This is a genomic window from Ruegeria sp. AP11 (assembly GCF_056535865.1).
The window spans coordinates 1520189-1534690 of record NZ_JBQFJB010000001.1 but is presented as its reverse complement, the minus strand read 5'-3'; the positions used below and the strand labels follow the sequence as shown (position 1 = coordinate 1534690).

The 14502-nt window shown below is 62.7% G+C and carries 15 protein-coding genes; 12 read left to right on the top strand and 3 right to left on the bottom strand.

What is annotated here, in order from left to right:
* Nucleotides 1-13: 13 nt before the first annotated feature.
* Genes thiD through radC form a run of 11 tightly spaced genes read left to right on the top strand, consistent with a single transcriptional unit; the run spans nt 14 to nt 8162 of the window.
* Entirely contained in the window at nt 14-817 is an 804-nt protein-coding gene (gene thiD, locus ACR3E4_RS07955; RefSeq protein ID WP_480534991.1) for a bifunctional hydroxymethylpyrimidine kinase/phosphomethylpyrimidine kinase, read from the top strand.
* Nucleotides 814-1791, top strand: a complete 978-nt coding sequence (locus tag ACR3E4_RS07950) for an FAD-dependent oxidoreductase (protein WP_480534993.1) — start codon at nt 814-816, stop codon at nt 1789-1791. Before thiD ends, ACR3E4_RS07950 begins: the two co-directional genes overlap by 4 nt.
* Nucleotides 1775-1969 (top strand): sulfur carrier protein ThiS, encoded by a 195-nt coding sequence (gene thiS, locus ACR3E4_RS07945; RefSeq protein ID WP_480534995.1) that lies wholly within the window; start codon nt 1775-1777, stop codon nt 1967-1969. The genes ACR3E4_RS07950 and thiS overlap by 17 nt, the downstream gene beginning before the upstream one ends.
* 2 nt (nt 1970-1971) lie before the next feature.
* On the top strand, nt 1972-2736 hold the full coding sequence (locus ACR3E4_RS07940; RefSeq protein ID WP_480534997.1) for a thiazole synthase: 765 nt from the start codon (nt 1972-1974) through the stop codon (nt 2734-2736).
* Nucleotides 2733-3329 (top strand): thiamine phosphate synthase, encoded by a 597-nt coding sequence (locus ACR3E4_RS07935; protein ID WP_480534999.1) that lies wholly within the window; start codon nt 2733-2735, stop codon nt 3327-3329. The genes ACR3E4_RS07940 and ACR3E4_RS07935 overlap by 4 nt, the downstream gene beginning before the upstream one ends.
* Nucleotides 3326-4291 carry a ThiF family adenylyltransferase gene (locus ACR3E4_RS07930; protein ID WP_480535001.1) on the top strand — a complete coding sequence of 322 codons (966 nt, stop codon included), beginning with the start codon at nt 3326-3328 and terminating at the stop codon, nt 4289-4291. Before ACR3E4_RS07935 ends, ACR3E4_RS07930 begins: the two co-directional genes overlap by 4 nt.
* A gap of 20 nt (nt 4292-4311) precedes the next feature.
* Nucleotides 4312-5247: an ABC transporter substrate-binding protein gene (locus ACR3E4_RS07925; RefSeq protein WP_480535003.1), complete on the top strand. Its 936-nt coding sequence runs from the start codon at nt 4312-4314 to the stop codon at nt 5245-5247.
* Nucleotides 5244-5918 (top strand): thiaminase II, encoded by a 675-nt coding sequence (tenA, locus tag ACR3E4_RS07920; RefSeq protein ID WP_480535005.1) that lies wholly within the window; start codon nt 5244-5246, stop codon nt 5916-5918. Before ACR3E4_RS07925 ends, tenA begins: the two co-directional genes overlap by 4 nt.
* Nucleotides 5915-6640, top strand: coding sequence for an ABC transporter ATP-binding protein (locus ACR3E4_RS07915; RefSeq protein ID WP_480535007.1), 726 nt, complete (start codon nt 5915-5917; stop codon nt 6638-6640). The genes tenA and ACR3E4_RS07915 overlap by 4 nt, the downstream gene beginning before the upstream one ends.
* Complete coding sequence (locus tag ACR3E4_RS07910) at nt 6637-7371, top strand: ABC transporter permease (protein WP_480535009.1); 735 nt, start codon at nt 6637-6639, stop codon at nt 7369-7371. Before ACR3E4_RS07915 ends, ACR3E4_RS07910 begins: the two co-directional genes overlap by 4 nt.
* Nucleotides 7372-7406: 35 nt before the next feature.
* Nucleotides 7407-8162, top strand: a complete 756-nt coding sequence (gene radC / locus ACR3E4_RS07905) for a RadC family protein (RefSeq protein WP_480535011.1) — start codon at nt 7407-7409, stop codon at nt 8160-8162.
* Nucleotides 8163-8165: 3 nt separating this feature from the next.
* On the opposite strand, the gene ACR3E4_RS07900 is transcribed toward radC, so the two are convergent.
* From ACR3E4_RS07900 to secA, 3 genes are all read right to left on the bottom strand, one after another.
* Nucleotides 8166-9713, bottom strand: a complete 1548-nt coding sequence (locus ACR3E4_RS07900; protein ID WP_480535013.1) for a phosphate ABC transporter substrate-binding/OmpA family protein — start codon at nt 9711-9713, stop codon at nt 8166-8168.
* A 25-nt stretch (nt 9714-9738) separates the two neighbouring features.
* Nucleotides 9739-10659, bottom strand: a complete 921-nt coding sequence (locus tag ACR3E4_RS07895) for a hypothetical protein (RefSeq protein ID WP_480535015.1) — start codon at nt 10657-10659, stop codon at nt 9739-9741.
* Between the two features lie 100 nt (nt 10660-10759).
* Complete coding sequence (gene secA / locus ACR3E4_RS07890) at nt 10760-13477, bottom strand: preprotein translocase subunit SecA (protein ID WP_480535017.1); 2718 nt, start codon at nt 13475-13477, stop codon at nt 10760-10762.
* Between the two features lie 176 nt (nt 13478-13653).
* Between secA and ACR3E4_RS07885 the strand changes: the two genes are divergently transcribed.
* Nucleotides 13654-14502: a peptidylprolyl isomerase gene (locus ACR3E4_RS07885; RefSeq protein ID WP_480567073.1), complete on the top strand. Its 849-nt coding sequence runs from the start codon at nt 13654-13656 to the stop codon at nt 14500-14502.

The following is a 14502-nucleotide window of genomic DNA, read 5'->3' as shown; positions in this document are numbered from 1 at the left end:
ATGGAGCACACGGATGGCACCTATTGCGTTGACAATCGCCGGATCCGACAGTGGCGGCGGGGCGGGAATACAGGCCGATTTGAAGGCCATGTCAGCTTTGGGCGTTTATGGCGCCAGTGTCATAACAGCTGTGACCGCGCAAAACACCCGAGCCGTGACAGCGGTGCATGGCATCCCATTGGATGTGATCACAGCACAGATCAATGCAGTCCTCGGTGACCTTGATGTGCGGGCGATCAAAATCGGCATGCTGGCCACACCTGACATCATTCAGGCGGTGGCGGATGCAACTTCTGGTTTCGAAGGTCCTATCGTGCTCGATCCGGTCATGACTGCCAAATCAGGGGATGCTCTGCTGGCGGATGAGGCGGTTCAGACGTTGCGAGAGCTTCTGTTGCCGCGCGCGAGGGTGCTGACCCCGAACCTGCCCGAGGCCGCGCGGTTGCTCGATCGACCCTCAGCTGAGACGCCTGAAGACATGAATGCTCAGGGTCGGGCGCTGTGTGCGTTGGGCGCGAAATCTGTTCTGATGAAGGGGGGGCATGGCACCGGGGATGTTTGCCGCGATCTGCTGATCGAAGCCTCGGGGCCGGTCCATGAATTCAAGGCACCGCGGCAGGAGACCAGAAACACCCATGGCACCGGCTGCACTCTGTCCTCTTCGATAGCTGCTGGTCTGGCCCGGGACCTCACGCTCGTGGATGCTGTCGCGCAGGCGCATGGCTATCTGCAGGGCGCAATCTCGGCGGCGGATGATCTGAAGATCGGTCGGGGCCACGGGCCGGTACATCACTTTTACCGGGTCTGGCCCGCGTGATGGTCTGGTCCGTCATCGGGGCAGGTGTCGCCGGTCTGGCAGTGGCCAGTGAACTGGTTTCGCGCGGGGCGCAGGTGCAGGTGTATGATCCGGGCGGCCCACCGGGTCCGCATGGCTGTTCCTGGTGGGCCGGGGGGATGCTGGCCCGCTGGTGCGAATTCGAAAACGCCGAAGAACCGGTGTTGCGATTGGGGCAGATGGCCATCGACTGGTGGACTGCCCGCACGCAGGTGCATCAATGTGGCACGCTGGTTGTGGCCAATCCCCGTGACCTGCCGGACTTGCGCCGCTTTGCTCGTCGTACGCGCGGGTTTCAAGAGGTCAGTAACGGCGATATCGCCATGTTAGAGCCTGATCTACACGGGTTCAGCAAGGGCTTGCATTTCACGGATGAGGCGCATCTCGACCCCCGACAGGCCATGCTGGATTTGTGCCGCGACCTGAAGGATCGGGGGGTTGTGTTTCACCGCAAACTCGCCCCGGCGCGGCTTGAAAATGCTATTGATTGCCGCGGGCTCCACGCGCGTGAAATCCTGCACGACCTGCGCGGTGTGAAGGGTGAGATGCTGGTGATCCGATGCCCCGACGTGACCCTGTCCCGTCCGGTGCGCCTGCTGCATCCGCGTATGCCGCTCTATATCGTGCCGCGCGGCGATGGCGTCTACATGCTGGGCGCCACGATGATCGAATCCGAGGACAGCAGCCGGATCACTGCCCGTTCGATGCTGGAACTGCTCAGCGCGGCCTATGCGCTGAACCCGGCTTTTGGTGAAGCTGAGGTGCTTGAGATCGGTGTCGATCTGCGCCCCGCCTTTCCGGACAACCTGCCGCGTATTCGTCGCCTGGGGCGGACGATCTATGCCAACGGGCTGTATCGCCATGGCTATCTGCTGGCCCCGGCCTTGGCGCAGGGCGTGGCCGATCTGGCGCTGGAAAACAAACATTCGGAGATGGTCGATGAAGATCGTGCTTAACGGCGAACCGCGCGAAGTGCGGGCCGAAACCCTGTCAGAGCTGTTAGAGGAATGCGGCTTCTCAGGCCGCGTCGCTACGGCGGTGAATGAGGATTTCGTGCCCTCCAGCCTACGCATCGCCCACAAGCTGGTCGATGGCGACCGGGTCGAAGTGGTTGCTCCGATGCAGGGAGGTTGAGGATGAAAACCTTCTATGGCACCGAACTGCCTAACCCGCTGATGCTGGGCACGGCGCAATATCCCAGCCCTGCCATTTTGGAGCAGGCGTTTCGTGACAGCGGGGCAGGGGTGGCGACTGTCTCTCTGCGCCGGGAATCCGGGGCCGGGCAGACGTTCTGGCAGATGATTCAGGATATTGGCGTGCTGATCCTGCCCAACACCGCCGGTTGCCACACGGTGAAAGAGGCGGTGACCACCGCACATATGGCACGCGAGGTGTTTGGCACCACGTGGATCAAGCTGGAGCTGATCGGCCATACCGACAGCCTGCAACCGGACGTGTTCCAGCTTGTCGAAGCGGCGCGTATCCTGACCGAGGATGGGTTTCAGGTCTTTCCCTACACCACCGATGATCTGATCGTGGGGGAACGCCTGCTGGCCGCCGGGTGTGAGGTGCTGATGCCCTGGGGCGCGCCGATTGGTTCGGGGCGCGGGCTGAACAACGAATACGCCCTGCGCGCGATGCGGGCCGAGTTTCCCGATGTGCCGCTGGTGGTGGACGCGGGCATCGGCCTGCCCAGCCATGCCGCCCACGCGATGGAGCTGGGCTATGACGCGGTGCTGCTGAACACCGCCGTGGCGCGTGCGGGCGATCCCGCGTTGATGGCGCGCGCGATGATGCAGGCGACTCTTGCCGGGCAACTGGCCCATCAGGCCGACCCGATCGAGGCGCGCGATATGGCCGAAGCCTCGACGCCGGTGATCGGAAAGGCGTTCCTGTCATGAGTTTGGATCGGTTTTATCCCATATTCGATCACTCCGACTGGCTGCGGCGAATGCTGCCCCTCGGCGTGAAACTGGTGCAGCTTCGGGTGAAGGATCAGCCTGACGATGTGGTGCGCGACCAGATTGCCATATCGCGTGATCTGTGCCGGGAACATGGCGCGGTGCTGGTGGTGAACGACTATTGGCAGGCCGCCATCGATGCGGGCTGCGACTGGATTCATCTGGGGCAAGAGGATCTGGACGACGCCGATCTGAAAGCCATCCGCAATGCGGGGCTGAAGCTGGGCGTGTCCACCCATGACGATGACGAGCTTGAGCGCGTCCTGGCCATGGAGCCCGAATATGTGGCGCTGGGGCCGGTCTATCCGACCATTCTGAAAAAGATGAAATGGCATCAGCAGGGCCTGCCGCGCGTCACCGAATGGAAGGCCCGTGTGGGCGATATCCCTCTGGTCGCGATCGGCGGCATGAGTGTCGAGCGTGCGCCGGGCGTGCTGGCGGCGGGGGCGGATATCGTCTCGGCCGTCACCGACATCACTCTGAACGCGGACCCCGAGGCGCGGGTGCGGCAGTGGATCGAGGCCACCAGATGAGCCGCTATGCCCGCCAGACGCTGCTGCCCGAGGTTGGCCCAGGCGGGCAGGCGCGCCTGTCCTCGGCCCGTGTGCTGGTGGTGGGTGCGGGCGGGCTGGCCGCGCCGGCCCTGCCTCTGTTGGCCGGGGCCGGGGTGGGGCGGATCACCATCGTCGATGGCGATACTGTCGATCTGTCGAACCTGCATCGTCAGACCTTGTTTGCCGAATCCGACTGCGGGCAACCCAAGGCCGAACTCGCCGCAGCCCGCTGCCATGCGTTGAATGGTGAGGTTGAGGTCGTTGGCCCAAAACAGACTCTAACAAACGAAAATGCCGCGACATTGGCGGCGCAGGCGGATGTGGTTTTGGACTGCGCCGACAGTTATGCGGCCAGCTATATCCTGTCGGACACCTGTCTGGCGCAGGGCAAACCGCTGATCAGCGCCTCGGTGCTGGGGCTGTCGGGCTATGTCGGCGGGTTCTGCGGTGGAGCGCCGTCGCTGCGGGCGCTGTTTCCGGATGCGCCGGACAGCGGCGCAAGCTGCGCCACGGCGGGCGTTCTGGGCCCCGTGGTGGGGACTGTCGGCGCAATGCAGGCGCAGATGGCGCTGAACCTGCTGCTGGGGCTGGCCCCCTCGCCCTTGGGTCAGATGGTGCAATTCGACGCCCGTACCTTGCGCAGCAGCAGCTTTCGTTTCGACAATGCACTCGAGCCAGACAGGTGTTTTCGTTTTCTCTCGGCCCGCCAACTCAGCCCCGATGATCAGATATTCGAGTTGCGCGACACCGCCGAAGCGCCGGTTCCTGCACATCCGAACGCGGTGCGGATGTCGCCGGATGACCTGACAAATATAGACCCTAATAAGGGAAAAAGACTGGCGCTGTGCTGCGCCACAGGCCTGCGCGCCTGGCGCGCCGCCGAACGTATTCAACCGGATTGGCCGGGCGAGATTGTCCTCGTCGCGGCGTCGACCTCGTAAAGCCAAAGGAAATGCGAGACATGAAAAAGCTGATCACAGCCGTGGCCCTGCTGGCCGCCGCGCCCGCCTGGGCCGAGGACAAGATGACCGTGCTGCTGGACTGGTTCATCAACCCCGACCACGGCCCCATCATCGTGGCGCAGGAAAACGGCTATTTCGCCGAACAGGGGCTTGAGGTCGAAATCGTCCCGCCCGCCGACCCGTCCGCGCCGCCGCGTCTGGTCGCTGCGGGTCAGGCTGATCTGGCGGTGTCCTACCAGCCGCAACTGCACCTGCAGATCCACCAAGGGCTGCCGCTGAAACGTGTCGGTACGCTGGTCGCCACGCCGCTCAACTGCCTGCTGGTGCTGGAAGACGGCCCGATCAAATCGCCCGCCGACCTGAAGGGCAAGAAGATCGGCTTTTCCGTCGCCGGTGTGGAAGAGGCGGTTCTGGGCACCGTTCTGGGCAAATACGACGTCGCGCTGGATGAGGTTGAGCTGATCAACGTCAACTTCTCGCTGTCGCCGTCGCTGATGACCGGACAGGTGGATGCGGTGATCGGTGCCTATCGCAATTTTGAACTGAACCAGATGGATATCGAAGGCCGCCCCGGCACCTGCTTCTATATCGAGGAAGAAGGCGTGCCCTCCTATGACGAACTGATCTATGTCGCCAACCCGGACACTATGGATGCCGACAAGGTGGCCCGTTTTCTGGCCGCGACCGAGAAAGCCACCCAGTTCATCGTCAACAACCCGGAAAAAAGCTGGGAAGTGTTCGCGTCCACCTCGACCGAATTGCAGGACGAGCTGAACGCCCGCGCCTGGGTCGACACGCTGCCGCGTTTTGCCCTGCGCCCGGCGGGCTTTGACGCGGGTCGTTATGCCCGGTTCGAGGAATTCCTGAACCAAAGCGGCATGATCGACAGCATCAATCCGGTCAGCGCCATCACCGTGGACGTGACCGCGAAATGAGCGGGTATGGCAGAGCCTTCGCGCTGATGCGCGACGCGGCGCAGGGGCCGTGGCGGGACTATTCCCGCCACGCCTTTGTCGAGGGTATGAAAGACGGCACCCTGCCGCGCGAAGCGTTCCTGCATTATCTGCGGCAGGATTACGTGTTCCTGATCCACTTTGCCCGCGCCTGGGCGCTGGCGGTGGTGAAATCGGAAACGCATTCTGAAATGCTGACGGCCGTGGGCACCGTCAACGCGCTGGTGGCCGAGGAGATGCAGCTGCATATCGGTATCTGCGAGGCTGCGGGGATCTCTCAGGGCGAGTTGCTCGCCACCCCGGAACGGCAGGAGAATCTGGCCTATACCCGCTTTGTGCTTGAGGCCGGGTATAGCGGCGATCTGCTTGACCTGCTGACGGCGCTGGCGCCGTGCGTGATGGGGTATGGCGAGATCGGCGCGCGGCTGGCGTCCGAGGCGACCTCGGACACCTATCGTGACTGGATCGACACCTATGCTGGTGAGGATTACCAAGGGGCCTGCAAAGCGGTCGGAGATTTGCTGGATCAGGCTCTAACACGACGACTTGGCGCGAATTTCGAGACCTCGCCGCGGTGGGAGCGCCTGTGCCAGACCTTCCGCACGGCCACTGAGCTAGAGGTCAATTTCTGGCAGATTGGCCTGACCCCGTGACCCCAGCGCCCGATCTGATCATCAGCGGCAGGGCCACCATCGGTGGCACCACTCTGTTCGCGCCGCTGTCTCTGACCCTTACGTCAGGCCAGTGGACCTGTCTGCTGGGCGGATCGGGCGTTGGCAAAACCACCGTCTTGCGGCTGATCGCGGGGCTTGAGACCGGGGCTGAATTCACGGGCCGGATCACCGCCAGCGACGGGCAGGCGGTGGCGCAACGGGTGGCCTATATGGCGCAGGACGATCTGCTGCTGCCCTGGGCGACTGTGGCGCAGAATGTCTCCCTTGGTGCGCGGCTGCGGGGCAAAAAACCCGATCTGGCGCGCCGCGACCGGTTGATCGAACGGATGCGGTTGCAGGACCACTTGCACAAGAAGCCCTCGGAATTGTCCGGCGGCCAGCGTCAGCGCGTGGCGCTTGCCCGCACGCTGATGGAGGATCGCCCCATCGTGCTGCTGGACGAGCCGTTCTCGGCGCTGGATGCCCGCACCCGCGCCGACATGCAGGATCTGGCCGCCGAGGCCTTGCAGGGCCGCACCGTCCTGTTGGTCACCCATGACCCGGTCGAGGCCGCGCGTCTGGGCCAGTCCATCATGGTGATGACCCAAGCGGGCCTGACCGCCTGCGCACCACCCCTCGCACCTGCACCGCGTCAGGTCGACGATCTGGAGACGCTGGAGACGCAGGGCGCGCTTTTGAAACTGCTGCGCGAGGCAGCATGAAGCTCTTTTCGGCCCTTGCAGCAACGGTCTTCGCACTGGCCGTCTGGCAGACAATCGTCAGCCTGACCGGCCTGCCGAAATTCATCCTGCCCGGTCCGGCGCTGGTGGCCGAGACTTGGTGGCAGAACCGCTGGCTGATTGCTGAACACACTTGGATCACCGCTGTTGAGGTGCTGATTGGCCTCGCCTGCGGCACGCTGCTGGGTGTAATCACCGCGCTGCAACTGGCCAATTCGCGCGCCGCGCGAGTGCTGGTGCAGCCGATGCTGGTGTTCACGCAGGCGCTGCCGGTCTTTGCGCTGGCGCCGTTGCTGACGCTGTGGCTGGGCTATGGCCTCTGGTCCAAGGTGGCGATGGCGGTGCTGATTATCTATTTCCCGATCACCTCGTCCTTCTTTGACGGGCTGATGCGCACGCCGCCCGGATACTTGGACCTGGCGCGCACCATGCAGGCCAGCCCGCGCACGGTGCTGTGGCATATCCGCATTCCGGCAGCCTTGCCTTCGCTGGCCTCGGGGATGCGGCTGGCGGCGGTTTATGCGCCGATCGGAGCGGTGATCGGCGAATGGGTCGGGTCCTCGCAAGGCTTGGGCTATCTGATGCTGTTGGCCAATGGCCGCTCCAAGACCGATCTGATGTTTGCTGCGATGCTGACGCTGGGGGTGTTCTCGATCCTGCTGCATATGCTGGTCCGCCGCGCCACCGCGCGCATGGCGGGCGAGGCGCGTTAACCAATCAGAAACCGATTCTGCGTCAGGGTAGACCCATGACACAGGACGCCTTTGCCGAAGCCCCAATGCTGTTCGATACGGACGAAGCGCCAGCGCAGCCGCTGCCGAGTGGTCGGTTACCCTCCTACATCAAAGACCATCGCAAGCGGCTGCGCGATCGGTTCATGTCCGGCGGCTCGGCGGCGATGCCGGATTACGAGCTGTTGGAACTGGCGCTGTTCCGCTCGATCCCCCGGCAGGATGTGAAACCGCTGGCCCGCGCGCTGATGGACGCGTTCGGCGATTTCAACCGCGTCCTGACCGCGCCCGAGGAACGGCTGCGCCAAATAAAGGGTGTCGGGGATACGGTGATCACCGACCTGAAAATTCTTGAGGCTTGCGCCCATCGCATGGCCCGCGCGCGGGTGATGCAGCGGCATGTGATTTCCGGCTGGGACGCGCTGCTGGATTATTGCCACACCACCATGGCCCATCGAGAGATTGAGCAGTTCCGGGTGTTCTATCTGGACCGCAAAAACGTGCTGATCGCCGATGAGGAACAGGCCAAGGGCACCGTCGATCATGTGCCCGTCTACCCGCGCGAGGTGGCGAAACGGGCGCTGGAACTGAACGCCTCGGCGTTGATTCTGGTGCATAATCACCCGTCGGGCGACCCGACACCGTCGCAGTCGGATATCGACATGACGGGCCGTATTCAGGATGCGTGCTCGGCCTTGGGGCTGACCCTGCACGACCATCTTATCATCGGAAAATCAACCGAGCTGAGCTTTCGGTCGCAGGGTTATCTGTAACCGCTACTGCACCCAGACCTCGACCCGGCGGTTCACCTTGCGGCCCCATTCGGTGTCGTCGCAGGCCATCGGCATCGCCTCGCCAAAGCCTTCGGCCGCGATCTCGACGCTGTCGGGGATGCTGGTTTCAACAGCGGCCAGCACCAGATTGCGCACAGTCTGAGCCCGCCGCAGGGCGATCCGTGTGTTCGCCCCAGCCCCGCCAACCCCGTCGCTGAACCCGACAAAACTCAGCTTGCGCAGGTCCAGGGCGCCGCTCTCCAGCGCCTGTGCCAGCTGCAGGATGTTCGATCGCGACTGCGCGTCGGGGCGGGACGATCCCGGCTCGAACCGGAAAGACAGCGACAACCGCGCCATCGGGCGCAGCGTCTCGATCATCTGTTGCAGCGCGTCCAGACCGACCTCGGTTCCACCGGTGGCGATGGCGTTGGCCAGCCGGTCGCCTTGCAGGCCGATGCGGATCACCTCGGGCGACTGGTCGACAAACCCGGCCCGCCGGATCACCTCCTGCGCAGCTGCGCTTTGGGTGAAGGCGAGAAACTGCCGTGCCATTTTGGGCAGGCGGCGTTGCGGCAGATACAGGAACATGGGCGCGGTCAGCGGGTAATCCTCGGTCTTTACCGATTGGCGCGTCGCCATGATGGCATGGCCGCACCCCCCCGCCAGCGGCAGCGCGCGCGCCGCGCCGGTTTCGGCCAGGCTGGCGATGCCTATGGCAAACGGATCATCCGCCACCGCGCGCACCAGATCGCTGTTGCGGGGATGCCGTTCAACCGCCGCGGACAGTGGTGCGTCTACCGGTTTCATCAGCAAGTCCTCCACCGCCTGCGCCAGCCCAGAACCGGCCACGGTCAGATTCAACCCAATCGGCGCGTCCGGGCCGCCCAGGTCGGTCCAGTTGGTGATCTCGCCTGCAAAAACCCGCGCCAGATCGGCGGCCGATATTTGCTGCACCGGGTTATCCGCCGCGACCACCGGTACCATGGCGTCCAGCGCCAGCACCCGGGACCTGCGCGGGCGGGTCAGATCGCCTAGCCCGGCCTCCTGGGCCATGTCTTGTTCCGAGGGCCGAATCTCACGCTGGGCCAGTACAATATCCGCTGCGTTTTCAGCCAGATCGCTGAAACCCTGACCGGTATCGGTAGCCCGCAGGATCAGGCGGGCCAATGGCGCCTGCCGGTCCGGATGGTGCAACGCATAGGCGGTCTCATCCTCGGATTGCGTCACCGTCAGGCCTTCCTGATCGGCAAACCCTTGTATCAGCGCGGGCAACAGCGTCTCGGCCATAACCGACGCACCGGAAAGGCGAATCTCGGCCACGAAATCAGTCAGGCTGGGGCAGGCAGGCCCGTCGCAGGTCACGCCCGAGCCGTCCACGGTCAGCTCTCCGAACTGGGTATCGACGCGGTAGAACTCGCCGTCATAGCCCAGCAATGTGCCCACCACTTCGACCTTGCCATCATGTGAGGTCAGGATGATGTCCTGTGCCTTTGCGCCCGTCACAGAGGATAAGGCGCAAAGCACGGCCATTGCCGCGCGAAGAAATGTCATGAGGAAGTGTCGACCTGACTGCTGTTTATTTTGCAGCGATTGTCAGGTCTGGGAACAGATTATTCAACACCAGAAAATCACCGGTTGCATCGCAGCCGGGCATATCGAGTGTCAAATCGCGTGACCGCAGGCGCTGATCCGCGCGCCATTCCAGCGATTGTACATGCAAATCAGCACCGCAATTCGCCTCTGTCACCTCGGCCTCGACCGATAATTCGATCGATCCGGCCTGAGATACGGCATCAGAGGGGAAGGAATAGACCTCGATATTGCGCGCCTGCGCTGAATCGCCCTGACCCAGATGCACGACAGAACCGGCACCGTTGGCTTCGGGGCCGGACCAGACATGACCTTCTTCACCATAGCTGGCACCAAATTCCAGCGCGTGCAGTTGCAGGTCTGTCCGACCCTGCCACTGCAGGGCGATGCGGTTGAATTTTTTGATCTCAGGCACATGGGTTGTGGCCACGGTGCCTTTCTGCTCGGGCAGGGAAATCAGGAAAATGGCGTATTCCGCCAGCGCCGGAATGGTCAGGTCCAGCCGGCCAAGCCGGTCGGTGCGGGTCGAAAACACCAGTCCGCTGTGATGGATTTCGATCGGTTGATCCATATGGCAGGGTGCTTTGACCTGCAGTCTGGCATTGGCGCCGGGCACCGCCATCGCCCGTGCGCTCAGGTCACAATTCGAGGGGAAACCAGGTTGCGCGCGAAGGGTCCGAGGGGGTTCGGGTGACACGTCACCACGTGCCGAGGTCGGGGAAGATGAGGTCAGCACGATTGCTTCCAGTCCGGACAGACCTGCCGCCTGCGCCGAGACCGAAGCCACCCGTTCCGTGCCCGGTTCGGGCGCGGTCGGCTGAGCTGATCCGCTCTGCATCAGGTATCCGATGGCCAGGGCGCAGGCAACGGTTCCGCCCGTGGTCACGTAATTCTTTATTACAAACAAAACACCCTCCCCAGTTGAAGGAGCGAGTCGCAATCTGGTCCTCAAACACGGCCAATATGTGGCCGCGAGGCGGACTCATTGTGTCGGAATGTGGCTGACGTTAGGTCAGCCTGCCATGACAATGCTTGAATTTCTTACCCGATCCACAGGGGCACGCGTCATTGCGCGACGGATTACCCCAGGTTGACGGGTCATCCTCGACGAATCCGGGGCGGCTGTCGCCCGAGGCTTTGGCCTCGGCCACCGCTTCGGCCTGACCTGCCGCCTGATCCACCGCTTGCTGCGCCTGTGCCTGCTGCGCCTGCATCTGCGCCAGCATTTCGCGCTGCTCTTCCTCGGTCAATGGGCGAACGCGCGACAATTGCTGTGTCACCGTCTCGCGCAGGCTGTCGAGCATGCTTTCGAACAGCTGGAAGCTTTCGTTCTTGTATTCGTTCAGCGGATCGCGCTGGGCGTAGCCCCGGAAACCCACGACCGAACGCAGATGCTCGAGCGTCAGCAGATGCTCGCGCCATTTGCCGTCAATGGTCTGCAGAAGAACCTGCTTTTCGATGTTGCGCATGTTTTCCGGGCCAAAGGCCGCAGCCTTCTGCGCCATCATCTCATCTGCGGCCTTGATCAGACGCTCGCGCACCTGCTCGTCGTCCACGCCTTCCTCGGCGGCCCAGTCCTGAACCGGGGCGTCGATGGTCAGCTTGTCCTTGATCGCCTCATGCAGGCCATCGGTATCCCACTGATCGGCATAGGATTTCGGCGGCATATATTCGTCGATCAGATCGTCGATCACCTGTTCGCGCATGTCCGAGACGATCTCGGACAAGTCGTTCGAGGACATGATCTCACGCCGTTGGCTAAAGACAACCTTACGCTGGTCATTCATCACATCGTCGAATTTCAGAACGTTCTTGCGCATGTCGAAGTTGCGGCCTTCGACCTTGGACTGCGCCCGTTCCAGCGATTTGTTCACCCAGGGGTGGATGATGGCCTCACCCTCTTTCATGCCCAGCGTGGTCAGCACCTTGTCCAGCCGTTCCGAGCCGAAAATGCGCATCAGGTCGTCTTCGAGACTCAGGTAGAACACGGTGCGGCCCGGATCACCCTGACGGCCCGAACGGCCGCGCAGCTGGTTGTCGATGCGGCGGCTTTCATGGCGTTCCGAGGCCATCACATAAAGACCACCCGCAGCCAGAACCTTTTCCTTTTCCTCGGCGTGGTTTGCCTCTTCGGCGGCGCGCAATTGGGCCGGGTCCGCCTCGGGGTTTTCCGCCAGCGCTTTCAGCACCTTCATCTCGACATTGCCGCCCAGCTGAATATCGGTGCCGCGTCCGGCCATGTTGGTGGCGATGGTCACCGCGCCCAGACGCCCCGCATCGGCCACGATCTGCGCCTCCTGCTCGTGCTGGCGGGCGTTCAGAACGTTGTGCGCGATGCCTTCCTTCTGCAGCAGCTGGCTCAGCAGTTCGGATTTCTCGATCGAGGTGGTGCCCAGCAGGACCGGCTGGCCCTTTTTCTGCGCTTCCTTGGTCTCGCTGATCATCGCGCCGTATTTTTCACCAGCGGTGCGATAGACCTGATCGTCTTCGTCAAGGCGGGCAATCGGCTTGTTGGTCGGAACCTCGACCACGCCAAGGCCATAGATTTCGGCAAATTCCTCGGCCTCGGTCAGGGCGGTGCCGGTCATGCCGCTCAGCTTGTCATACAGACGGAAGTAGTTCTGGAAAGTCACGCTGGCCAGCGTCACGTTCTCGGGCAGAATCTGTACACCTTCCTTGGCCTCGATGGCCTGATGCAGACCTTCCGACAGGCGGCGGCCCGGCATCATGCGGCCGGTGAATTCGTCGATCAGCACCACGTTGCCGTCACGCACGATGTAATCCTTGTCGCGCTGGAACAGCTTATGCGCACGCAGGCCCTGATTGACGTGGTGCACCACAGTCGTGCTTTCGGGATCGTACAGGGAATGCCCCTCAGGGATCAGCCCGGCTGCGATCAGCTGCGCCTCCAGAAACTCGTTGCCCTCATCGGTGAAGGTCACATTGCGCGACTTTTCATCCAGCGTGAAATGATCATCGCTCAGCGACGGGATCAGGCCGTCGATGGCGGTATACAGATCCGACCGGTCCTGCGACGGCCCCGAGATGATCAGCGGCGTCCGCGCCTCGTCGATCAGGATCGAGTCTACCTCGTCCACAATCGCGAAATTGTGGTGTTTCTGATAGACCGTCTCAAGATCGGCCTTCATGTTGTCGCGCAGATAGTCGAAGCCAAGCTCGTTATTGGTGGCATAGGTGATGTCGCAGGAATAAGCGGCCATCTTCTCGGCGTCGGGCTGGCCCGACCAGATCACGCCGGTGGTCATGCCTACGGCTCCGAACACCTTGCCCATCCATTCCGAGTCGCGCTTGGCCAGGTATTCGTTCACCGTGACCACATGCACGCCTTTGCCGGTCAGCGCGTTCAGATAGGCCGGGAAGGTGGCGACCAGCGTCTTGCCCTCACCCGTCTTCATTTCCGAGATATTGCCCTGATGCAGGAACGCGCCGCCCATCAACTGCACGTCAAAGGCACGCAGGCCCAGCGCCCGTTTCGCGCCCTCGCGCACGTTGGCAAAGGCCTCGGGCAGCAGATCATCCAGCTTTTCCCCGTCCAGCGCCCGTTTGCGCAGCTCGGCGGTCTTTTCGATCAGGCCCTCGTCGGTCAGTTTCTCGAACTCGGGCTCCAGCGCGTTGATCTTGTCGATCAGGGGGCGGGTCGCCTTGATCTTGCGGTCGTTCGGTGTTCCGAACACCTTTTTGGCGAGCGTTCCGAGTCCCAGCATGTTCACTCCAGCGGATCTGTTCTTGTCTTGGTTGCGACAGGCTTGCCCACCTTGCGCGCAACCCATAGATACGGGGGGTGAAAGGCGGCCCTGTCCAAGGCTTCAAAGCGATGTAAGCGGCAGGTTCTGAAGTGTCAACGCTGCGCCCTGTCGCGGCAAAGAAATAGGATGATTCCATGCCCAAAGGCCTCACTTTTCTGCCATCGCTGGCGCTTGCTGCCGTGATGGCGCTGCCGCTGGCCGCTCAGGACGCACCGGATGCGTCGACCGTTGTCGCGCGCGTGAATGGCGACGAGATCACATTGGGTCACGTCATCGCCACCGCCTCGGCCCTGCCGGCGCAGTACCAGCAACTGGAAGATGACGTTCTTTACGATTTCATCCTTGAACAGCTGATCCAGCAGCACCTGCTGAGCCTTGAACAGGACGAGTTGAACACCCTGAACGCGCTGCGGCTGGAAAACGAAACCCGATCCCTGCGCGCGGTCCAAACCGTCGAAGCGCTCACGGCCGCCAGTGTCACCGACGAGGCCATTCAGGCCGCCTATGACGCGCAATTCGCCAATTTCGAAGGCGAAGATGAATTCGAAGCCAGCCACATCCTTGTCGAGACCGAGGAAGAGGCCAACGCCATCAAGGCGCAACTGGATGACGGCGCCGATTTCGCGGAACTGGCGAAAGAGAAATCCACCGGCCCCTCGGGTCCCAATGGCGGCGCGCTGGGTTGGTTCGGCAAGGGCCAGATGGTGCCGGAATTCGAAAACGCCGTTATAGCGCTGGAAAAAGGTCAGGTTTCAGACCCGGTTCAGACGCAATTCGGCTGGCACGTGGTCGCGCTGAACGACAAACGTAAATCGCAGGCGCCCGAACTGGCCACTGTGCAGGGTGAACTGGCCCAGACCATCCGGCAGGACGCCATTCAGGCCAGGATCGACGAGCTGACTCAGGCCGCGCAGATCGAACGCCCCGCGCTGGAAGGTGCAGGCCCCGAGATCATGCGCCAGATCGAACTGTTGCAGGAGTAA